Below are 20,849 nucleotides of genomic sequence, written 5' to 3'. Positions count from 1 at the left end.
GACCTGCCCTTCTCCTGGTCAGCTACGTGACTGCGGTGCGACGTACTCGAAGGTGGGACCGGCGTCGCCGGGCAGCGCCATGAGGGCCTGCACCTGCGCCTTCAGCGCGAACATCTGGCCCACGGCGGCGCCCAGCCGCGGCTGGTCGCCGTTGAACGCCTGCTCCAGGAGGTGGAGGATCCCGCAGTAGGTGCGGTTGATCTCCTCCTGGGCGGCCCGCGCGGCGCCGCCCTGGCCGGCCGGACGGGGGTTGGCCACCATCGCCGCCACCCCGTCCGGATCCACCACGACCTTCTCCCCCGTGGGCCCGGACCGCGGCGTGTCTCCGCGCTGGAAACGGCGGCCGAGCTTCAGCTCCAGGAAGCGGTAGTAGTGCCCGACCTCCTCCCGCTCGGGGTGGAAGACGTCGTTGTCCCCGTCCCAGACCTCGCCGCGGTCGTTGCCCTCGCCCTGCTCGACGATCTCCGCCAGCGCGGCGAGCGCCGACTTCAGGTCCTTCACCTCGACGAGCCGTCCCGCCGTGTGACGGAACTGGGTGCCGCTCACCTGACGGGCCGGGTCGCCGCCGAAGACGGCCGGCTCGCCGAGCCGGTCGCACAGCTCCCGCATCCCCTGCTCGATCGCGGCGTAGAACTGGCCGATCGTCCGGTACCCGTCGTCCTGCGGCGCGTCGTTCGGCTGCGCGGGCCGTTCCAGCCGCAGGAACATCTCCAGCGCCTGCGTGCCGAACGGCACCAGCGACAGCTCGACCTCGCCGTGGGGCAGTTGCCGGGGATGCGGCGGCAGCATCTCCGGCATGTCCAGGCGCGGCCGGCCGCCGACCGCGTTGAGCAGGTTCGCCGCCAGCGCCAGGTGCAGCATCTCCTCGACGAAGACGCTGCTGACCAGTTCCACCGCCTCGGCGTTCCGCTCGGCGTCCAGCGAGTACAACGCCGTCAGGTACGGCGGCAGCGTCGCGTGCTCCAGTTCGACCGCCCACTGCAGGTGCTCGCGGAGGCTGTCGAGGGTGCCGATCCGCCCTGTCGTTCGGTGTGTCATGGGAGTCATCCCTCGGGGGTCGCGGGTCATGGCCCTGGGACGGACGGCAGGTGGTCCGGTGCCGGCCCAGGCTTCGCAGCTAAGACCGGATGGCCCCCGTACGTGTGACAGCGGACTTCACGCCGGGGCGACCCGCAGGTGCTTGCGCTCCTCCAGCTCCTCCGCGCTGACCACGGTGAGCACCGGGGTCCCTGGCAGCGCGAACATGGTCACCACGATCTGCGACCGGGCGTCGGAAAGGTTGTTGCCGCCCTGCATGTGGATCACGTCGCCCCCGGGCTCGAACAGGGCGTCACCGGCCTTGAGCACCCGGGGCGGCTGCCCCTCCAGCTCGAAGAGGATCTCGCCCTCGGTCACATAGCCGAACAGCGGCCCGGGGTGCCGGTGCGGGGGCGCGCCGGGGTCGCCGGGAGCCAGGGTGACCCGGATCGTCCTGGCCTCGGCGCCTTCCGGGATCAGGGTCGCCGCCCCCGGCAGGGTCTTGATGACCTCGACACCAGGGGGCATCTGCGCGTGCTCGTGGCTCATGTCATTCTCCATCCGCTGAAAGGACTGTCACAGCAAGGACCGGACCGCCCCCTCGTTTGTGACAGCCCTCCTCAGCCGTCCCCGCTCAGCCGTCGGCGGCCCACTGTGGTCCCCGGTCCTAGGGACACCAGTGACACTCCCTGATGCGACCGGGTGGCCGGCCGCGCGAGTCTCGTCACGCCGGGGTACGAAAAGCGGCCGACAGGCACGAGGCGCCGGCGGTCTTCCAACCGAGGGAATGAGGCAGACAATGTACGGTCAGACGCTGGACGGGGCCGTCGCGCTCGTCACCGGCGCGAGCAGCGCGATCGGCGCCGCCACAGCGCGCCGCCTGGCACTCGAGGGCGCGGCGGTCGCGCTGGTCGCCCGCCACCACACGCGCCTGGACCAGGTCGCGAGCGAGATCGCCGCACTGGGCTGCCAGACGCTCGCGATAGAGGCCGACATCACCGAGCCCGCGGGCGTCGAGGACATCGTGCAGGACACGCTGGACCGGTTCGGGCGCCTGGACATCCTGGTCAACAACGCCGGGATCATGCTGCTCAACTCGGCGCTGCACACCACCCTGGAGGAGTGGGACCGCATGATCTCGCTCAACGTGACGGCGTTGCTGCACGTCACGCATGCCGCCATCCCGCACCTGATCTACGCCGCGTCGACCTCGCCGCGGCAGGTGGCGGACCTGGTGAACGTCGGCTCGGCGGCGGGGCTGGTGGCCCGCCCGCGCGGCAGCGTGTACGGCCTGACCAGCACCGGGCTGAACGCGTTCGCCGAGTCGCTGCGCCAGGAACTGGTCGGCGAAGGGGTGCGGGTCAGCGTGGTGAACCCGGGCGCGGTGGACACCGACCTGGTGAACCCGCGCGGCGACACCTCCCGGGACGCGCCCGGCGGCCAGTTCGACGGCATCGAGCCGCTGCGTCCCGACGACGTGGCCGACGCGATCACCTATGTCGTCACCCGCGCGCGCCGGGTCGCGATCAACGAGATCCTGGTCCGCGCCGGCGACCAAACCTGGTGAAACCCACGCGACCAAACCTGGTGAAACCCACCACCAGCCACTCGCCCCCGCAGCCCGCCACCCCGCCCGCCACGCCGTCCGCCACCGCGCAGCCCGCCACTCACCACCCGCTGCCCGCCGTCATGCCGCGCCAAGCTTGCCGTCGTTCCGTTGTTCCGCCCGCCGTCTGCTGTTCGCCGTTGCCGGGGGCGGCTGTGCGGGGTTGCGGGGGGACGGCTGTGCGGGGTTGCCGGTCAGCCTGCGTTCGCCTCGCGTTCCAGGTAGGCGCGGGCCAGCTCCACGCGTGACTTCAGGCCGAGCTTGTGGAAGACGTTCATGACGTGGGTGCCGACCGTGGAAGGGGACACGAAGAGCGTCTCGGCGACCTGGCGGTTGGTCGCGCCCTCGGCGACGAGCGAGGCGACCCGCAGTTCGGCGGGGGTGAGCGCGTCCCAGCCCTGTGCGGGGGGCCGCTGCTGTGACCGGTGGCGGCGACCGGCGATCCCCAGCGCGCGCCTGACCCGCCCGGCCGGGTTCTCCGCGCCCGACCGCGCGTAGACGCGCTCGGCGTTCAGCAGGTGCCTGACGGCGGCGTCGCGGTCGGTCTTCTGGAGCAGCTTGCCCGCGTCCTCCATGGCGGAGGCGAGCTGGAGCGGCCTGGGGATGTCGCGCAGGATCCTGACGGCCCGCCGGATCGCCTGGACGTCGGCGTCCAGCAGTCCCCGCGCGTGCGCGGCGACCGCGGCGAAGATCGGGAAGCCGGGGTTCAGGGCGGCCCTGCGCTCCGCCTGGACGACCATGCGCTCGGCGAAGTCGACCGCGCCGCAGCGCAGCGCGATCCGTACGAGAGGCGGGTCCTCGGCCGGGTCCGCGGACCATATCGGCGGGCCGCAGCCCCGCGCGGAGTCCTCCAGCAGGACGCGCACGCGGTCCAGGTCACCCGACGCGTCGGCGATCCGCGCCGCCATGCGGGCGTTCGCCGCGCGCATCGGCCCGGCCTCGGTCGCCAGCACGTGCTCGGCGTGCGCGGCGGCACGCCGCTGGGCGTCCAGGTCGGCCGTCAGCAACCCGACGCGGCCGATCACGGAGATCGCCTCGGAGGAGACGCTGTCGCCCGCGCCGGACTCCTCGACCATCGCGAGCGCGGCCTCCGCCGCCGTCCGCGCCTCGGCCAGCCGTCCCGCCGCCAGGAGCAGCCGGGAACGGACCGTGAGCCAGAGGGTCAGCCCCTGGGAGTGGCCGGGCCGCCGAGCCGCCGCCACACCGTCGGCCGTCGCGCTCAGGCCCTCCGTGATCCGGCCGGTGAGACCGTACAGGGAGGCCCGCCAGGTGAAGGGGATGTACAGCGCCGAGGGGTCCGTCACGCCGGCGACCGACTGGACGGACAGCTCCTCCGCCGCGGTGAAGTCGAGCCGGTGAACCCTGGCCACGGACTCGGCGGTGCGCAGCAACGCCAGCGCGGTCTTGCTCCCGCTCCGCAGCGCGGTCTCCGCGGTGGGCGTGACCAGCAGTTCGGCCGCCGGAGCGTCACCGGTGAACACCGTGGCCAGGCAGCGCAGGGCCAGCAGCGGAGCGCGCAGCCGGTCCGGGACGCCGTCGAGCGCGGTGGCGGCGCTGCTGTGCCGCATCACCTCCAGGAAGGAGCCCTGGAGCGCCGAGAGGGCCGCGCCGAGCCGTACCCGCGCCTCCACGTCCGCGGGCAGCGGTCCTTCCAGGGCCGACTCGGCGAGCACCCGCGCCTCGCCACTGCGGCCGAAGCGCGCGAGCAGCGGGAGCGCGTCCGCGACCGCCTCCGCGCGTTCCGCCGATCCAGCGGGTACGGCAAGCGCCACGGTCTTGCGCGCGACCGCCACCGCGGCGTCGGGCGAGACGTGGGCCAGCTCGGGCAGGATCCTGCGCAGCAGGGCGAGAAGCTCGTGGTCGCCGGGCTCGGCCGCCTCGGCCAGGGCGGTGGCCACCTCGTCGATGGGCCTGCCCTGCGCCATGCTCAGCTCGGCGGCCCGCCTGCGCATCGTCTGGCGGTGCCGCGCGGGCACCGTCCCGCTGATGGCCTCGCGGACGATCTCGTGCCGGAAGGTGAGGGGGTCGGTGGGTTCGACGAGCCCGGCGTCGACGGCTTCCTGCAGGGCTCCGACCAGCTCGGCGGTGTGTCGCCCGCTGAGGTCGGCGAGCCGGGCGGCGTCCAGCTCGCGGCCGAGCACCGAGGCGAGGCGGAGGATCTCCCTGGCGACCGGGGACAGGTGTCCGAGGAGGCGGTGGGCGGAGCCGTAGAAGGGGACCGGGGCGTCCCGACCGGCCAGGTGCGCGACGCCGTTCTCCCAGGTGACGGCGTTCTCGCCCAGGAGCCCGCGGAGGGTCTCCGTGACCAGGAGAGGCCGGCCGCCGACCTGCCGCAGCAGGTCGAGGATGTCCGCGCCGGGTTCTGCGCCGAGCAGGTCGGCGGCGATCCCGGCGACCGCGTCCTCGGGCAGCGGGCCGAGGTGGATCGTGTGGGCTCCGGCTCCGGCGAGCCTGGAGACGGTGGTCCGCACCTCGGCGCCGGGCGAGCCGGTCCGGATGGTGAGCAGCCACAGGATCGCCTGCCCCGACAGCCTGGCCGGCAGAGCGCGCAGCGCCAGCAGCGTCCCGCCGTCGCACCACTGCAGGTCGTCGAGGCAGACGAGCAGGGGCCGGTCCCGCGCTGCCCGTGCGATCCGGTCCTGCAACGCCCTGATGACCCAGAACCGTTGTTCAGCGGGCTCGGCCGGCGCCAGGAGCCCGGCGGCCTCGGCGAGGGGTGGTTCACCCGACCCCAGCGCCCGCAGCAGCACCCCGAACGGGACGTCCTGCCGATGGCGCTCGCCGGTAGCACTGAGCACACGAATCGCCCGGCCCCGCGCGACACCCCGCCCCTCCCCCACGACAACCCGCGCCCCCCGCGCCTCCCCCGCCTCCCGCACACCGGCCCGTGCTTCCCGTTTGATGGCCCGTTCCCCCCGCGCCATGGCTCGTGCCTCTCGTGCGAGGCGGCTTTTGGCGTCGCCCGGCGCCCCCTCGACGAGGACGACGCCGCCCTGTCCTTCGCGCAGCCGCGCGACGTGCCCGGCCAGCCCGGCGAGTTCCGCGTCCCGCCCGCGCAGCTCGGGCTCCCTCTCGGCTTCCCTTCTCGGCGTCATCGCCCCTCCGTCCCCGGCCCGTCGGTGCCGCGCCACCCCCAGGTGGCGCCTACACCACCCACTGTGGCCGCAGCGGGGCCGGGACCGCTTCCGTGAGTGCCTGGCCAGGGTCCCTAGGCACCCTGGGGTCCACCCCGGGATGGTCACCCCAGGGAGTTACCCCGGGACGGTCACCCCGGGACGGTCACCCCAGGGGGGTCACCCCGGGGCGGTCACGCGGCTTCGTAGGCCAGCACGAGCCGGGCCAGCTCCAGCCGCGACCTGATATCCCATTTGGTGAAGATGTGGCGCAGGTGGGTGTTGACCGTGTGGCTCGACAGCGACAGTTGCTCGGCCACCTGCGGATTGGTGGCTCCCTGCGCGACCAGCAGGGCCACCTCGACCTCGGCCGCCGTCAGCCCCCACCGCCCCTCCGCCGACCTGGCGCGGGACCGGCGCGGCCGGCGCACGCCGAGCAGGCGGAGCCGGCTGCGCACCCGGCCGGCGTCCCGCGCCGCCCCGGCCTCCTCGTAGAGGTCGAGAGCGGTGTCCAGGAGCTCGGGCGCGGCGGGGTCACCGTAGGCGCCGAGGGCCCGGCCCGCGTCCTCGGCCGCCGAGGCGTGGACCAGCGGCCGTTCGGTGTCGGCCAGCAGCTTGACGGCGTGCTGCAGGAGGTCGGGGTCGCCGTCGACGAGCCCGCGCGCGTGTGCCGCGACGCCCCGCAGCAACGGGAATCCCGGCCCCAGCCCCGCCGCCCGCTCCGCCGCGGCGGCCGCGACCAGGGGCAGCCCGGCGCGCAGGGCGAGCCGGGCGAGCACCACCAGGTCGGCGGGATCGGGCGCGGCCCCGGGCAACGGTCCGTCTCCCAGGAGCCCGGCCGGCGATACGTCCCCCAAGAGCCCGATCTGCCCGGCCAGCCCGGGGAGCCCGGGGAGCCCGGGGAGCCCGGATAGTCCGGGGAGCCCGGCCAGCCCAGTCTGCCCGGTCTGCCCCGTCTGCCCGGGGAGCCCGGTCAGTTCGGCCAGGCGTGCGGTGTCGCCCATGGCGTCGGCCGCCAGCGCGGCCAGCCACGCGCCGGTGCGGCGTACGGAGAAGGACGCGGCCTCCATCATCCGCGCGCCGTCGGCCGCGCACCTGCGCAGGCCCTCCCGGTCCCCCAGGTGCACCGCCGCCCTGCCGAGCGCGTACCGGGCGGTGAGGTCGGCGAAGTCGCCGGAGCCCAGGTCGCCCGCGAGGACGTCCTCGGCCTCGGTACGGCAGGCCGCCAGCAGCCCGGCGTCGAGCAGGATCCGCGCCCGGTTCATCGACCACAGGTGCGCCGCGGCGGTGTGCCCGTCCCGCCGGGCCACCCGGACCGCCTCGTCGGTGTCGCGCAGCGCGTCGCCGACCTGCCCGGCGGCGAGCTGGAGAAACGCCCGCCCGCAACCCTCCAGCTCCCACGGCGCGTGCCGGGTGCGGGAACGGGCGGCGAGCGCGTCGGCCCGGTCCTGGTACTCGGCGGCGAGATCCAGGTCCAGCCGGGACAACTCCACCCGGGACAGCGCCGCCAGCGCGGTGGCCCTGGCCTCGTCGTCGGCGCCGCCGAGCGCCGGCTGCGCCGCGGCGAGGGCATGCGCGGTGTCCCCCGTCTGGGCGAGGTGCAACGCCTGGACGGCCGACAGCCGGACCCGCAGCGGCTCGGGCAGATCCGGCGAGGACTGCCCGATCCGGCAGTGGCGGGCCGCTTCGAGGAACGACGCGTGGCTGGCCAGCCGCGCCATGCTCAGGCGCAGCCGTCCCCCGGCCTCGGGGGTGAGCACGCCTTCGAGCGCGGTGCCCGCCAGCGTCCCGGCTTCGGCGAACCGGCCCTCGGCGGCCAGCAGGTCCACGGTTTCATCGACGCTCGCGGTGGTGTGGAGACCGGCTGGCCGCGCGAGTTCCAGCGCCCGGCGGTTCAGCGCCACCGCCGCGGAGGGCGCGGTGGCGGCCAGGTCCGCCGCCGCCTCGCGCAGCAGGCCGGCGGCCTGGAGGTCGCCCGGCACCGCGCTCTCGGCAAGCACGGCGGCGACGTCGGCCACGTTGCCGCCGTGGGCCAGGTGGACGTTGACCGCCCGCCGCCGCAGGTAGCGGCGCAGCGCCGCGGGGAGTGCCTCGTGGATCGCCTGCCGGAACAGGTCCCGGCGGAAGGTCAGGAGGTCCCCGGTGCGGGACAGGATGCCGGCGTCGATAGCCTCCCTGGTCAGGGCGGCGATCTCGGACGGGGTGGCGCCGGTGAGCGCGTTCACGTCCTCGGCGGTGAAGGGCCGGTCGAGGACGGCGACGACCTGGAGGCACCGCCGGGCGGAGGGCGACAACTGGTCGAGCCGGTTCCTGGCCATGGCGTGCAGGCGGCGGGGCAGGCTCTCCCCCGCCGTGGAGGCGACGCCGTCCGTGACGGTGACGAGCCCTTCCTCGCGCATTCCGCGCAGCAGCTCGACGACCAGGCGCGGTCCGCCTTCCGCGCGCCGGGCCACGCGCATCACCGACTCGTCCGGTTCGGCCTGGAGCAGGTCGGCGGCCAGGGCGGCGACGGCGTCGTCGGCCAGCGGGCGCAGGACGATCCGGTCGTCGGCGCGCGCGCGAATCCGGCGCAGCGCCTCGGCCGGCTCCGGCCCGACCGCCAGGACCCAGAGCACCGGGCCGGGCGGGAGCGTGGCCAGCGCGTCCAGCGTCCCCGGGTCACACCACCGCACGTCGTCGAGGCAGACCGTCAGCGGCCCGCTCGCGGCCAGCTCGTCCCGGAACTCCCGCGACGTCCACGCCCGCGGGCCGGGGGTACGGCGGCCCGCGTACAACGCCTCCATCAGGGGCCCGAAGGGAAGGACGAGGTCGTCGCGCGAGCCCGACCCGTGCCCGGAGGGCAGACCCGCCCGGGCGGCCTGTGCCCGGGTCTCCTCCAGCAGCCTGGTCTTCCCCGAGCCGGGCGGGCCCTCGACCGTCACCACACTGCCCGCTCCGCCGGCCAGCGCGGCCAGCCGTTCCGTGAGCAGTCCCATCTCGTCGCGCCGCCCGCGCAGGGGCGTGGGGTTCTCTCCCTCGCCGCCATCAGGCACGCTCTTCGTCTTCTCGACCGCCATGACTCCTCCGTTCGGCCCGGGGGACGGACGCTCGTCGCCGATACACACACGGTGACGCCGGAGGTGCCCCGGTCGCATCGGGGAGTACCTGGTCCCGGTCCCCGGTGACCCCCGGGGGTCCCGCAAAACGCGCCCCGGGGTGTCACAGCCTCCAGGGCTGCCAGGTCATAGCTGGCGTGTTGATGAGCAAGGGAGAGACCACAGTGCGCCACATGGATGTCTTTCCGCATCCCCAGTCTCAGGCGGTGTCTTGCGATGCGCTGACGCTGAGTCACCGGCGGTTGTCCGGCGTGAGCCTGATCTCGGTCGGCGGTGAGGTCGACCTCGCCAACGCCGATCTGCTCGCGGCGTTCATCGCGGGCAACTGCCGCCCGGGTGACGAGCTGGTCTTCGACCTGGCCGGGCTGTCGTTCATGGACTGCTCCGGCGTCAACGTCCTGGTGCGGTGCGCGCGCCAGGCCGCCGGCGTACGGCTGGCCGAGGCCCGCGGCGGACCGGCGAGGCTCCTTGAGGCGCTCAGGATGCACGTCCACGACACGGTCGAGCAGGCACTCGCCGCCCGCCCGACCTCCTGGAGGCGATCATGAAAACCCGCAAACCGTCAGGGTGGAGCGGCCACGCCGCCTGCCGGGACGCCGACCCGGAGCTGTTCTTCCCGATCACCTGGGAGGGCCGTCCCGGACCCGCCGCCGACGAGGCGCGGCGGATCTGCCAGGCGTGCCCGGTCCGCCGCGCCTGCCTCGACTGGGCTCTGGGGACCGGGGAGCCCGACGGCATGTGGGGTGGCACAACCCCCGCGGAACGCCGCAGGCTGCGCGCCCGGCAGCTCGCCTAGGCGGTGATGGTGGTCCCGGCGCTGCCGTGGAACACCGCGCCCGCCTCCTCCAGCGCGCCGATCGCGGCCTGCCGTCCGGTCGTGGTGACGAACCGGACGCACGCCTCGACCTTCGGCCCCATCGAGCCCGCGGGGAACTTCAGGGCGCGCAGCTCGCCGACGCCCACCGAGGTCAGCGGGCGCTCCGCCGGAGTGCCGAAGTCGCGCATGACGGCTTTGACGTCCGTGAGCAGCACGAGCCGGTCGGCGCCCAGCTCGACGGCGAGCAGCGCCGCCATGAAGTCCTTGTCGACGACGGCCTGAGCGCCCTCCATCCGCCCGCCGTCCCCGGCGAGCACGGGCACGCCGCCCCCGCCGCCACAGATCACGAGGGTACGGCCGGCCACCAGCGCCCTGATCGTGGGCAGCTCGACGATCCGGCGCGGCGGCGGCGAGGCCACTACCCGGCGCCACATGCGTCCTTCCTGGGCGACCGTCCACCCGTGCGCCAGCGCCAGCCTCGTGGCCACCGGCTCCGGATAGGCGGGCCCCACGTACTTCGTCGGCGTGCGGAACGCGGGATCGTCCGCGTCCACCTCGGTCCGGGTGACGACCGTGACGACCGGCCGTTCGACGCCCGCGTTGCCCAGTTCCTGCGCCAGCCAGTACCCGATCATGCCCTGGGTCTGGGCGCCGAGCGTGTCGAGCGGGTACGGGTGCGTCAGCGCCGGGTCGTTCTCGCTCTCGACGGCCAGCATCCCGATCTGCGGCCCGTTGCCGTGGCAGAGCACGAGCGTGTGCTGGGCGGCGAGCGGGGCCAGCGCCTGGGCGGCGGCCCGCACGCGGTGGCGCTGCACCTCCGCGTCCGGGCGCTCGCCCCGCTGGAGCAGGGCGTTGCCGCCCAATGCGACGACGGCCAGCATGTCAGCCTCCCAGCGCCGCGACCATGAGGGCCTTGATGGTGTGCAGCCGGTTCTCCGCCTGCTGGAAGACCACCGATGCCGGGGAGGTGAACACCTCGTCGGATACCTCGGCCCCTTCCAGCCCGTACCGCTCGTGGACGCGCCGGCCGGCCTGGGTGGTGGTGTCGTGCACGGCGGGCAGGCAGTGGAGGAAGCGGGTGTCGCGCCGGCCCGTGGCCGCCATGACCTCCGCCGTGACCCGGTAGGGGGTGAGCAGCGGGACGCGCCGGTCCCATTCGGCGTCGGCCTCGCCCATGCTCACCCAGACGTCGGTGTAGACGAAGGCGGCGCCGTCCAGCGCGCTCGGCAGATCCTCGGTGACCGTGACCTGGGCGCCGCTGGCCCGTGCCAGCCGCCGGGCCTCCTCGACCAGGCTCTGCGGCGGGCTCAGCGCGGCGGGCGCGGCGATCCGCACGTCCATGCCGAGCATGGCTCCGGTCATGAGCAGCGATCTGGCGATGTTGCCGCGGCCGTCGCCGGTGAAGCAGTAGCCGATCGACTCGACCGCGCCGGGGTGGTGCTCGCGCATGGTGAGCACGTCGGCGAGCATCTGCGTGGGGTGCCACTGGTCGGTGAGCCCGTTCCAGACCGGCACCCCGGCGTGCCTGGCCAGCTCCTCGACGGTCTCCTGGCCGAACCCGCGGAACTCGATCCCGTCGAACATCGCGCCGAGCACCCGCGCGGTGTCGGCGACGCTCTCCTCTCTGCCGAGGTGCGATCCGGACGGGCCGAGATAGGTGACGTGCGCGCCCTGGTCGTAGGCGGCCACCTCGAAGGCGCAGCGGGTGCGGGTGGAGTCCTTCCCGAACACCAAGGCGATGTTGCGCCCGGTCAGCACCGGGCGTTCGCGCCCGTCCCGCTTGGCCTCCTTGAGCTCCGCGGCGAGGTCGAGCAGCTTGTGGAACCCCTCGCGGCCGAGGTCGGTCACGGTGAGCAGGGAACGGATCACGAAGGCTCCTTCGCGGGGGTGAGCGGGTCACGCAGGACGGGGCAGGTCATGCACCGCGCGCCGCCGCGTCCCCTGCCCAGCTCGCTGCCGGCCAGCGGGATGACCTCCAGCCCGTGCTCGCGCAGCATGGTGTTGGTCGCGGTGTTGCGCTCGTAGCCGAGCACCACGCCCGGCGAGATCGCCAGGAAGTTGTCGGCGTCGTTCCACTGCTCCCGCTCCGCCTCGCGCCGGTCGCCGGCGGTGGTGAGGATGCGGACGCCGTCGTCCTCCAGCGCCTCGCGCAACCCGGCGGCGAGTCCGGGCAGGCGCCGCACGTCCAGGCTCCCTCCGTCGGGGTCCGGGGTGAGCAGCCAGACCCGCGCCGCGTCCTGGTCGAAATAGGGGTACGCCACGAAGGTGGCCACGTCGACCATCGTGAGCACGGTGTCCAGGTGCATGGTCGAGCGGGCCTTGGGCAGCTCGACGGCCAGCAGGCGGCGGGCATGGCCGCCGAAGAAGAGCCGCCTGGCCAGGATCTCCAGGCCCATGGGCGTGGTGCGCTCGCCCGTGCCGACCATGACGACGCCGTCGCCGATGACGTGGATGTCGCCGCCCTCCAGCGTGGCGGGCGCGTGGTGCAGGTCGTCGTCGCCGTAGACGGGGTCGAAGCCGGCCCCGGCGAACAGGGGGTGGTGGCGGTAGACCGTGCGGGTGTTGATCGACTCGCGGCTCCTGGCCGGCTTGGCCATGGGGTTGACCGCGACGCCCCGGCCGATCCAGGCCGCGTTGTCGCGCTGGAACAACGTGTTGGGCAGCGGGGAGAGCACGAAGTCGTCGATCCCGATGCTCTGCCACGCCACGCTGGCCTCGCCCCTGGCCCCGATCGGGCCCAGCTCCGACTTCACGACGCCGCCGATCAGGTAGTCGGCCAGCAGGGCGGGCTCGGTGTCCATGAAGAGCGAGCGCAGCCCGCCGGCCAGGGCCGGGCCGAACCGCTGGTCGGTGCAGACGCGGTCCACCGCGAAGCGCCGGCCGCCGGGCGTCGCCAGCGCCTGCGCCAGCAGTTCGGCGAACAGGTGCACCCGCACACCGTGGCCGGTCAGCACCTTGACGAACTCGTCGTGCTCGCGCCTGGCCTGGTCGGCCCAGAGCACGTCGTCGAACAGCAGGTCCGCGGCGTTGTCCGGGGTCAGCCGGTCCAGTTCGAGGCCGGGGCGGTGCACGATGACCTCGCGCAGCGGGCCGATCTCGGAATGCACCCCCACCCGCAACGTCACCTCGTGGTCCGTGGTCATCGCGTCACCGCCTCCGCCTCGCCGTACACGCCGCCGCGTGCCTTGACCCACACGTACACCGGGACGCCGAGCAGCAGGCAGAACATTCCGTAGTAGACGGCCTGGTAGCCGCTGCCCGCCAACGCCCAGAAGCCGAACACGAGCGCCACCGCCGAGACGGAGACGTCGCGGACCAGGTGGCCGGCCCGTGTCCGCCGGCCGTCCGTGCGCAGCCAGTAGATCTGCGCGGCGGCCGACAGCAGGTACGGGATCACCGAGGTGAGCACCGACAGCAGCACGACCGCGACGAACACCTGCTCGAAGCTCGTGTAGCTAACCACGGTGAGCCCCGCGGCCAGCAGGGTGGACACGACGATCCCGAACGCGGGGACGCCGCCGCGGCTCTGCCGGGCGAACGCGGCGGGGAACAGGCCGTCCCGCGCCGCCGCGCGCGGCATCTCCGCCACGATCAGCGTCCATCCGACCAGCGCCCCGAAGCCGGACACGATGGCGGCGGCGGCGACCGTCGCCCCCGCCCATTGGCCGCCGAACATGGCGTTGGCGGCATCGGCGAACGGCGCCGTCGAGGCGGCCAGGTCGGCGCGGGCGACGGTGCCGAAGACGGCGACGGTGCCGAGGATGTAGACGACGGCGCAGGCCAGGGTTCCGTAGACGGTGGCCCGGCCCACGTTGCGCTCGGGGTCCCTGACCCTCGCCGCGGCGACGGACGCGGTCTCGATGCCCAGGTAGCTGAACAGGGCGATGGCGCCCGCCGCGCCGATCGCGCCGAACCAGGACGTTCCGCTCGCGTTGAAGTCGCCGAAGTTGGCCGAGTCGATGAACAGCAGACCGACCGTCGCCATGAACAGCAGCGGGATGAACTTCAGCACGGTCGTCACGATCTGGAACGCCGCGAAGCTGCGCAGGCCCACGAGGTTGACCAGCGCGGGCAGGAACAGGCCGGTGAGCGCGATGACGATCGACCAGCCGACCTCGTGCCCGGTGTTCCAGAACACCTCGACGTAGCCGACCCACGCCACCACGATCGCCGCGTTCCCCGCCCACGCGGTGATCCAGTAGCTCCACGCGATGAGGAAACCGGCGAACTCCCCGAAGGCGTCGCGGGCGTAGACGTAGGGACCGCCCGCTCCCGGCAGCCGCGCCGCCAGGCCCTTGAAGGTCAGGGCGAGCGCGATCGCGCCGATCGTGACCAGCGTGAACGCCACCAGCGAGATCGGCCCGAACGCCGCCAGCGCGGACGGCAGGGCGAACACGCCGGTCCCGATGACCGAGCCCACCACCAGCGCGGAGGCCGTGCCGAGCCCGAAGCGGCGCCCGTCGGGGGCCGCGAGGTCCTGGCTCATCACGCGCTCCTCTTCAGGGGGAGGTCGGCGACGAGGAGCTTCTCAAGACTGTCGAGGTCACCGGTCTGCGCCGCGGTCAGGAACGCCTGCACGAGGCGCTGGTGCGCGACGGCGTCCACCGGACGGCACCGGTCGTCGGCCAGGCGCGCGTGCGCCCGCCGTACGAGCTGGCGCGTGTGGACCTCGGCCAGGCCGAGCACCTCGGCGATGCGCCGGTAGGGGTAGTCGAAAGCCTTGCGGAGCAGGTACGCGGCACGTTCGGCCGGTGACACCTTCTCCAGCAGGAGGCGGACCGCCAGGTCGACGGCCTCGTACCGTTCGGCCGCGGTCTCGAGGCCGGCGCCGCCGTACCCCATCTCGACGGGGAGCCAGGGGCCCACGCACGTCTCGTGGCGGCGCCTGGCCGAGCGGGCGACGTTGATGGCGAGCCTGGTGGCGGTCACGGCGAGGAACGCGGGCGGGTTGGCCACGACCGAGCGGTCGGCGCGGTCCCAGCGCAGCCAGGTCTCCTGGACCACGTCCTCCGCCTCGCCCACGTCCCGGAGGTAGCGGTAGGCGATGGCGAAGAGCCGGGGACGAACAGTGACGAACGCCGACTCGCCCGCCCGGTTTTGGGCGAGGGGCCTGCAGGTGGAAATCATGGAGTCTCCACTGAAAAGTGGGTGTCAGTAGGAGACTCAGCAAACGCCGGACGGGATCGCCGGACATCACACGGATACATGAAATCGGGTGGTGAAGATCCTGCGGCGTGATCTCACGCGTTCGTGCGATGTGTCCCGCCCGTGGTGCTGGAACCCTGGGACATGCACCGGGGCGGGAAGCCGCCGGCGGACGCGGCACCCTCACCGTCGTCCTCTGGTGCGGCCTCGGGGGTACGCACCAGGGGATGTCGCCGGCGGCTTCCATCCGGCGACCTGGCGGGGGCTCGGAGTTCAGGACGCGAAGATGATGCTGGCCGGGATGCCCTGGCGGGTCATCTTCGCGTAGGGGCACAACGCGGTCGCCTCCGCGAGCAACGGCGCGGCCGCCTTCTGGTCCACGCCCGGCCAGCTCACCACCAGGTCGGCGCGCAACTGGTAGCCGCCGTCGGCGGGGTCGCGCCCGAAGGCGACCGTCGCCTCGACCGACAGCTCCTCGGGATCCAGGAGGTGCCGCCTGGCCAGCAGGCTGAGCGCCCCGTGGAAGCACGCCGCGTACCCCGCGGCGAAGAGCTGCTCGGGATTCGGCCCGGGGTTGTCACCGCCCATCTCCTCCGGCAGCCGCAGTTCCAGCGAGAAGCCCCGGTCGGCGGTGCGCGCGCGGCCCGTGGCGCGTCCGTGGGCGAGCGGGCCGCCGGTCACGGTCACCCTCGTGCTGTACAGCGCCTTGAACTCCACGCCGTCGTAGTCGGCTTCCGTGGACAATGGGGAGTCTTTCACCGATGTGCCTTTCCGTGTTCAGGTGGCGTCGTCGTCATGGAGGAAGCCCTCCTCCAGGACCTCCACCGCGTCGCGCAGCCCCCTCAGGCCGATCTCCTCGCGCTCGGCCTCCGTCGGGTCGAAGAGCCACTCGGTGATGGGCTCCCGCAACTCCTCCTCGGGATGGCTGGCCTCGGCGATGGTCAGCTCCGCCTCGACCTCGACGTGGAGCTCGCGCAGGAACTCCTTCTCGCCGTCCGGGGTGCTCATGGTTCCTCCAAGGGATGTACGGCAGGCCACCGACCCCCGTCTGCCAGCTAAGACAACGCAGCCCCGGCCCGCGTGACAGCGCCACCCACCGGCCTCACGAACCGTCGTACGGCCGGCGCAGCACCGCCTCGATCTCCAGGGTGATGGTCACCTCGTCGCCCACGACGACGCCGCCGCCACCGAGCGGCAGCTTGATGTCGATGCCGAAGTCGTTGCGGTCGATCGTGGCCGAGGCGGAGAACCCGGCACGGGTGCCGCCCTTGTCGTCGGGCCCGAAGCCGTTGAGCTCGACGGCCAGCGGGACCGAGCGCGTCACGCCCTTGATGGTCAGGTCCCCGTCGACCACGAAACGGTCGCCGTTCACCCGGACGCCGGTGGAGCGGAAGGTCCAGAGCGGGTGGTGCTTGACGTCGAGGAAGTTGCCCGAGCGCAGGTCCTTGTCCCGCATGCCGTTGCCCGTGTCGATCGAGGCGGGGTCGATCTGCGCGGTGACGGAGGAGCCGTTCACATCCTGGCCGGTCACGATCTCACCGGAGAAGGTGGCGAAGCGGCCGCGTACCTTGCTCACCATCATGTGGCGGACGCTGAACGAGACGTCGGAGTGGACGGGGTCGATCTCCCAGAATCCCGCCCGGTAGCCCGGGATCGTGGAGGTGGTGGCTGGCGTGGTCATGGGCTTCTCCCAAGGTCGGCGTCACGTCGCCAGCTATGACCGGGCAGCCGGTGGGTCTTGTGACATCGCCGGAAATGCCGTCCCGGCTGTCACGCGGCGCCGGGCTGTGTGGTCAAAGAAGACAGCAGATCGGACACCTCGCCGGAAAGGCAGGCCCCGCATGAAGACCATCGTTCTCGTCCATGGCTTCTGGGTCACCCCGCGTAGCTGGGAACACTGGATCGACCGTTACCAAAGGGCCGGCTACCGCGTCCTCGCGCCCGCCTACCCCGGGTTCGAGGTGGAGGTCGAGGCCCTCAACGCCGACCCGGCCCCGATCGAGGCGGTGACCGGCGCGTCGATCATCTCGCATCTGGAGTCGGTGGTCGGCGCGCTCGACGAGCCGCCGATCATCATGGGCCACTCCGCGGGCGGCGCCTTCACGCAGGTCCTCCTGGACCGCGGGTACGGCGCCGCGGGCGTGGTGCTGAACTCGGCGCCCACCGAGGGCGTGCTCATCGCCCCGCTGTCCCAGATCAAGTCGACGTTCCCGGTCCTCAAGAACCCGGCCAACCGCCACAAGGCCGTCGGCCTGACGTTCGAGCAGTGGAACTACGCCTTCACCAACACCTTCACCGAGGAGGAGGCGCGCCGGCTCTACGAGCGCTACCACATCCCGGCGTCCGGGCGGATCGTCTGGGACGGCGTGCTGGCCAACTTCCAGCCCGGCCCGCAGGACGTCTACGTGAACTACCACAACGACGACCGGCCGCCGCTGCTGTTCATCTCGGGCAGCGAGGACCACATCATGCCGCCGAGCGTGCAGCGCTCCAACGCCAAGCACTACAAGTCCTTCAAGACCGTCACCGAGATCGAGGAGTACCCGGGCATGGCGCACCTGCTGCCCGCGCAGAAGGGGTGGGAGGAGATCGCCGACCACGCCCTGGCCTGGGCGGAACGGCACGCCGGCTGGCCGGCCACCACGCGGGCGTGAACGCCCTCTCGCACGCCTGGCCCAGGTCGGCGCGCTCGATCACCGAGCTGTCTGGAACTGGTCCGGCTCCCGCGCGGGTGCTCGGGCGGGGCCGGGTGCCGGTCTGGTGACCACAAGCGTGGGTACGGCGCGCGCCGTACCCACGCCCGTCAGGTCGTCAGGCGTAGACCTCCAGGTCGTAGATGCGGGTCGCGGTGTCCGAGGTGCCGGTCGGGGTGGTCACGTTCAGCCGGACATGTCGGGCCTGGGTGGCCGCGATGGTGTGTGTCGTCGTGCTGGCGGTGTTTCCGCTGACGTTCGCCACCGTGCTCCAGTTCGCGCCGTCCTGGCTGACCTGGATGGTGAACGCCGCGGTGTTCCAGGTCGTGGACTCGCCGCCGGCCCCCGCGTGGTGCACCACGAAGCGGGTCAGGCCGGCCGAGGCGCCCAGGTCCACCTGGAGGAAGCTCGGGACGGACGCGGAGCAGAACTTGTCGGTGTTGCCGCCGGACACGCTGCCGTTGACGGCCTTGGCGGGGCCCTCGTTGGCGTTGCACGCGGCCGAGCCCGTGGCGGTCTTGTTCAACGCCAGGTTCTGGCCCTGCTGGGCGTTGTACGCCTCGAACTCGTAGATGCGGCTCGCCCCGCTGCCGTCATTGGCCGGGGTGGTGACGTTGAGCCTGATCCAGCGGGCGGTCCTGGCCGCGACCGGGTGGTAGGTGCGGCTGGCGCGGCTGCCGGAGACGGTGGCCGCGGTGGTGTAGCCGACGTTGTCGGTGCTGGTCTGGATGGTGAAGGCGCCGGTGTTCCAGCCGGTCGACTCGCCGCCCAGCCCGGCGTGCTTGACCACGAAGGCGTTGACGGACTGGCTGGAGCCGAGGTCCACGGTGAGGACCTTGGTGCCGGCCGCCGACGAGCACCACTTGCTGTTGCCGGACAACGAGCCGTCCACGGCCTTGGCCGCGCTCTCGGCGGTGGCGCACGCCGTACTGCCCGTGGCCGGTTTGTTCAGCGCGAGGTTGGCGCCGAGCTGCGGCGCGGCGGGCGGCGGGGTGAAGCCGTCGCTGAACGACGGCGGCACGTCCGCGGGGTTGGTGCCCCAGGAGGAGGGCGAGCCCCCCATCGTGTACGACAGCGTCGCCCCGCCGGCCAGATCCGTGTAACGCAGCCAGGGCCGCTGGGTCGCCGTCCCGTTCACCGACAGCGCCTGCACGTACTGGGCCGACGGACCCGCGCCCGCGCCGTTGATCTGGATGTCCCCGCTCGGCCGGTCGATGAGCACCGAGGTGAACAGCGGCCCGTGCAACGCGAGCGTGTCCGCGCCGGGGGTGGGCGGGTACATGCCCATCGCGGCCCAGACGTACCAGGCCGAGGTGGCCCCGAGGTCGTCGTTGCCGGGCAGGCCACCGGCGCCGGTGGTGAACGACTCGTTCATGACCCGGCGCACCACGGCCGAGGTGCCCCGCGGCCAGGCCGCGTAGTGGTAGGCCCAGGGGACGCCGTGCTCGGGCTCGTTGCCGATGTAGAAGTAGGGCTGCGACAACCCGCCGTTCAACTGCGTGAAGTGGTGGTCGAGCCGCTGGATGGCCGTCTCCCTGCCGCCCATGAGGTCGATCAGGCTCTTGAGGTTGTAGGTGACCATCCAGGTGTATTGCGAGGCGTTGCCCTCGGTGTAGCCGCTGGGGTTGCCGGGCGAGAGCGGCCACGGCCAGGTGCCGTCGGCGTTGCGGTCGTGGACGTAGCTCGACTCGGTGTTGAACACGTTGCGCCACCACTGCGCGCGGGTCATGTACGTGTTGTACATCGAGGTGTTTCCCTGGCTCTGGGCGAACTTCGCGACGGCGAAGTCCGAGGCGGAGTACTCCAGAGAGTCCGACGGGTCCTCGTGGATGTACTGCCGCTGCACGTACCCGGACTGCCTGCCGCGGATCGGGCTGCCCTGGATGGTGCCGCCGTTGGAGCTGGCGTTCATCAGCGTCAGCGCCGCGGCGGCGTCGAAGGCGCGGGCGCCGAAGGCGTGCATGCTGGCGATGATGACGGGCCCCGGGTCGCCGGTCATGACGAAGTGCTCGTTGTGGTTGTGCGACCACTTGGGCAGCAGGCCGCCCTGCTGGCCGTCCAGGACCATCGACTTGGCCATGTCGCTCGCCTCTGCCGGGGCGATGAGCGCGATGAGCGCCGCCCACGAGCGGTAGATGTCCCAGCCCGAGTAGTTCTGGTACACCGTGTGGCTCGCGGTGTGGATCACGTTGTCGAAGCCGCGGTACTGCCCGTTGACGTCGCTGGCGATGTTGGGATTCATCAGGACGTGGTAGAGCGCGGTGTAGAACTTCTGCAGGTCGGCCGCGGAGCCGCCGCCGACCACGATGCGGTTGAGCATGTCGTTCCAGGCGGTGTCGGCCGCGGTCCGCACGGCGGCGAAGTCGAAGCCGCCCTGCTCGGCGGCGAGGTTCGCCTGGGCGCCCGCCTGGCTGACGAACGAGATCCCGATCTTCACCTGCACGACGGGGTTGCCCGTGGTGTCGAAGTTCAGCCAGCCGCCGGAGTTCACACCGCTGGCGCTGGTCGAGCCGTTGCTGATCGTCGCGCCCAGCCAGGTGCCCACGCCGCTCGGGGCGCGGTCGAACTCCATCCGGTAGAAGATCTGGTACGTCTTCGACGAGCCGCAGAACCCGCCGCCGGTGAAGGTGCCGGTGACCGTGGACCCGCTGATGTTGATCGAGCCGCTGCGGTTGCCCGTCGCGCTACGGCTGGCGTTGACCAGCACCTTCGCTGTGGTGGAGGACGGGTAGGTCAGCCGCATGATGCCGGTGCGCTTGGTCGCCGACAGCTCGACCTGGGTGTTGCCGTACGTGCTCAGCACGCTCTTGTAGTAGCCGGCCTGGGCGACCTCCTGGCTCTTGGTCTGGGTGGCCTGGTAGCCGGTCCAGCCGGTGCCGGGCGAGGCGCCGAGGTTGCCGGTGATCGGCAGGATCCCGATGTCCTCGTTGTTGGCGCAGCCCGCGCCGTTGAAGTGCGTCAGGCTGAATTCCTGGATCTGGGTGTCGCCGAAGCGGTAGCCGGACGGCGAGGCGGTGGGCGTGTCCGGGCTGAACTGCACCATCCCGAACGGGAAGACCGGTCCGGGGACGGTGCTGCCGCCCGCGCCGCCGGGGACCGGGTTGGGCGAGTTGCTGTCGTCGGTGCCGATGAACGGGTTGACGTGCTGGGTGAGCTGCGCGAGGGCGGCTGCGCCGGCGTGCGGGATCGGGAGGAGGAAGGTCAGTAAGAGGGTCAGGCTGCATAAGAGGGAGATTTTGGACATGTAAGTCCCCTTAGGTGACGTGAACTGGGGGGTGTGGGGGGCGAGTGCACGTCTGGGGGTGTTGGGGGCCCACGAATGTTCATCGGCCTCCCTCAGGGAGATGACAACGTTGTCACCTC

General features: G+C 72.6%; 17 protein-coding genes. 4 read left to right on the top strand and 13 right to left on the bottom strand.

What is annotated here, in order from left to right; genetic code table 11:
- Nucleotides 1-18: 18 nt before the first annotated feature.
- A complete protein-coding gene (locus ACIBEJ_RS24185; protein WP_397185049.1) occupies nt 19-1,038 on the bottom strand; it encodes a ferritin-like protein in 1,020 nt (339 codons plus the stop codon).
- Nucleotides 1,039-1,155: 117 nt separating this feature from the next.
- Entirely contained in the window at nt 1,156-1,566 is a 411-nt protein-coding gene (locus ACIBEJ_RS24180; protein WP_397185048.1) for a cupin domain-containing protein, read from the bottom strand.
- Nucleotides 1,567-1,816: 250 nt separating this feature from the next.
- Here ACIBEJ_RS24180 and ACIBEJ_RS24175 point away from each other — a divergent pair, with 250 nt between their 5' ends.
- A complete protein-coding gene (locus tag ACIBEJ_RS24175) occupies nt 1,817-2,584 on the top strand; it encodes an SDR family oxidoreductase (protein ID WP_397185047.1) in 768 nt (255 codons plus the stop codon).
- Nucleotides 2,585-2,817: 233 nt separating this feature from the next.
- Here ACIBEJ_RS24175 and ACIBEJ_RS24170 read toward each other — a convergent pair whose 3' ends face one another.
- Both ACIBEJ_RS24170 and ACIBEJ_RS24165 read right to left on the bottom strand, forming a co-directional pair.
- On the bottom strand, nt 2,818-5,718 hold the full coding sequence (locus ACIBEJ_RS24170) for a LuxR C-terminal-related transcriptional regulator (RefSeq protein ID WP_397185046.1): 2,901 nt from the start codon (nt 5,716-5,718) through the stop codon (nt 2,818-2,820).
- Between the two features lie 212 nt (nt 5,719-5,930).
- Nucleotides 5,931-8,792 carry a LuxR C-terminal-related transcriptional regulator gene (locus ACIBEJ_RS24165; protein WP_397185045.1) on the bottom strand — a complete coding sequence of 954 codons (2,862 nt, stop codon included), beginning with the start codon at nt 8,790-8,792 and terminating at the stop codon, nt 5,931-5,933.
- Between the two features lie 290 nt (nt 8,793-9,082).
- Here ACIBEJ_RS24165 and ACIBEJ_RS24160 point away from each other — a divergent pair, with 290 nt between their 5' ends.
- Nucleotides 9,083-9,379, top strand: a complete 297-nt coding sequence (locus ACIBEJ_RS24160; RefSeq protein ID WP_397185044.1) for an STAS domain-containing protein — start codon at nt 9,083-9,085, stop codon at nt 9,377-9,379.
- The gene (locus ACIBEJ_RS24155; RefSeq protein WP_397185043.1) at nt 9,376-9,627 is read left to right on the top strand and encodes a WhiB family transcriptional regulator; all 252 of its coding nucleotides are present in this window, start codon (nt 9,376-9,378) and stop codon (nt 9,625-9,627) included. Before ACIBEJ_RS24160 ends, ACIBEJ_RS24155 begins: the two co-directional genes overlap by 4 nt.
- Here ACIBEJ_RS24155 and ACIBEJ_RS24150 read toward each other — a convergent pair.
- From ACIBEJ_RS24150 to ACIBEJ_RS24115, 8 genes are all read right to left on the bottom strand, one after another.
- Entirely contained in the window at nt 9,624-10,529 is a 906-nt protein-coding gene (locus ACIBEJ_RS24150; protein WP_397185042.1) for a carbamate kinase, read from the bottom strand. The genes ACIBEJ_RS24155 and ACIBEJ_RS24150 overlap by 4 nt on opposite strands.
- Nucleotide 10,530: 1 nt before the next feature.
- On the bottom strand, nt 10,531-11,517 hold the full coding sequence (gene argF, locus ACIBEJ_RS24145) for an ornithine carbamoyltransferase (protein ID WP_397185041.1): 987 nt from the start codon (nt 11,515-11,517) through the stop codon (nt 10,531-10,533).
- Nucleotides 11,514-12,791, bottom strand: coding sequence for an arginine deiminase (locus ACIBEJ_RS24140; RefSeq protein ID WP_397185040.1), 1,278 nt, complete (start codon nt 12,789-12,791; stop codon nt 11,514-11,516). The genes argF and ACIBEJ_RS24140 overlap by 4 nt, the downstream gene beginning before the upstream one ends.
- Entirely contained in the window at nt 12,788-14,134 is a 1,347-nt protein-coding gene (locus ACIBEJ_RS24135; RefSeq protein WP_397185039.1) for an amino acid permease, read from the bottom strand. The genes ACIBEJ_RS24140 and ACIBEJ_RS24135 overlap by 4 nt, the downstream gene beginning before the upstream one ends.
- Nucleotides 14,134-14,775 carry a sigma-70 family RNA polymerase sigma factor gene (locus tag ACIBEJ_RS24130; protein ID WP_397185038.1) on the bottom strand — a complete coding sequence of 214 codons (642 nt, stop codon included), beginning with the start codon at nt 14,773-14,775 and terminating at the stop codon, nt 14,134-14,136. The genes ACIBEJ_RS24135 and ACIBEJ_RS24130 overlap by 1 nt, the downstream gene beginning before the upstream one ends.
- 291 nt (nt 14,776-15,066) lie before the next feature.
- The gene (locus tag ACIBEJ_RS24125) at nt 15,067-15,552 is read right to left on the bottom strand and encodes an Ohr family peroxiredoxin (RefSeq protein WP_397185037.1); all 486 of its coding nucleotides are present in this window, start codon (nt 15,550-15,552) and stop codon (nt 15,067-15,069) included.
- A gap of 18 nt (nt 15,553-15,570) precedes the next feature.
- Nucleotides 15,571-15,801, bottom strand: coding sequence for a hypothetical protein (locus ACIBEJ_RS24120; protein ID WP_397185036.1), 231 nt, complete (start codon nt 15,799-15,801; stop codon nt 15,571-15,573).
- Between the two features lie 94 nt (nt 15,802-15,895).
- The gene (locus ACIBEJ_RS24115; RefSeq protein WP_397185035.1) at nt 15,896-16,474 is read right to left on the bottom strand and encodes a YceI family protein; all 579 of its coding nucleotides are present in this window, start codon (nt 16,472-16,474) and stop codon (nt 15,896-15,898) included.
- Between the two features lie 160 nt (nt 16,475-16,634).
- On the opposite strand from ACIBEJ_RS24115, the gene ACIBEJ_RS24110 reads away from it, so the two are divergent.
- A complete protein-coding gene (locus ACIBEJ_RS24110; RefSeq protein WP_397185034.1) occupies nt 16,635-17,447 on the top strand; it encodes an alpha/beta hydrolase in 813 nt (270 codons plus the stop codon).
- A gap of 157 nt (nt 17,448-17,604) precedes the next feature.
- On the opposite strand, the gene ACIBEJ_RS24105 is transcribed toward ACIBEJ_RS24110, so the two are convergent.
- Nucleotides 17,605-20,730, bottom strand: a complete 3,126-nt coding sequence (locus tag ACIBEJ_RS24105; RefSeq protein ID WP_397185033.1) for a GH92 family glycosyl hydrolase — start codon at nt 20,728-20,730, stop codon at nt 17,605-17,607.
- Nucleotides 20,731-20,849: the final 119 nt, after the last annotated feature.

The sequence above is a fragment of the Nonomuraea sp. NPDC050790 genome, assembly GCF_044456745.1.
Taxonomy (GTDB): domain Bacteria; phylum Actinomycetota; class Actinomycetes; order Streptosporangiales; family Streptosporangiaceae; genus Nonomuraea.
The sequence above is the reverse complement of the archived record's forward strand: the minus strand, read 5'-3'. Positions and strand labels throughout refer to the sequence as shown.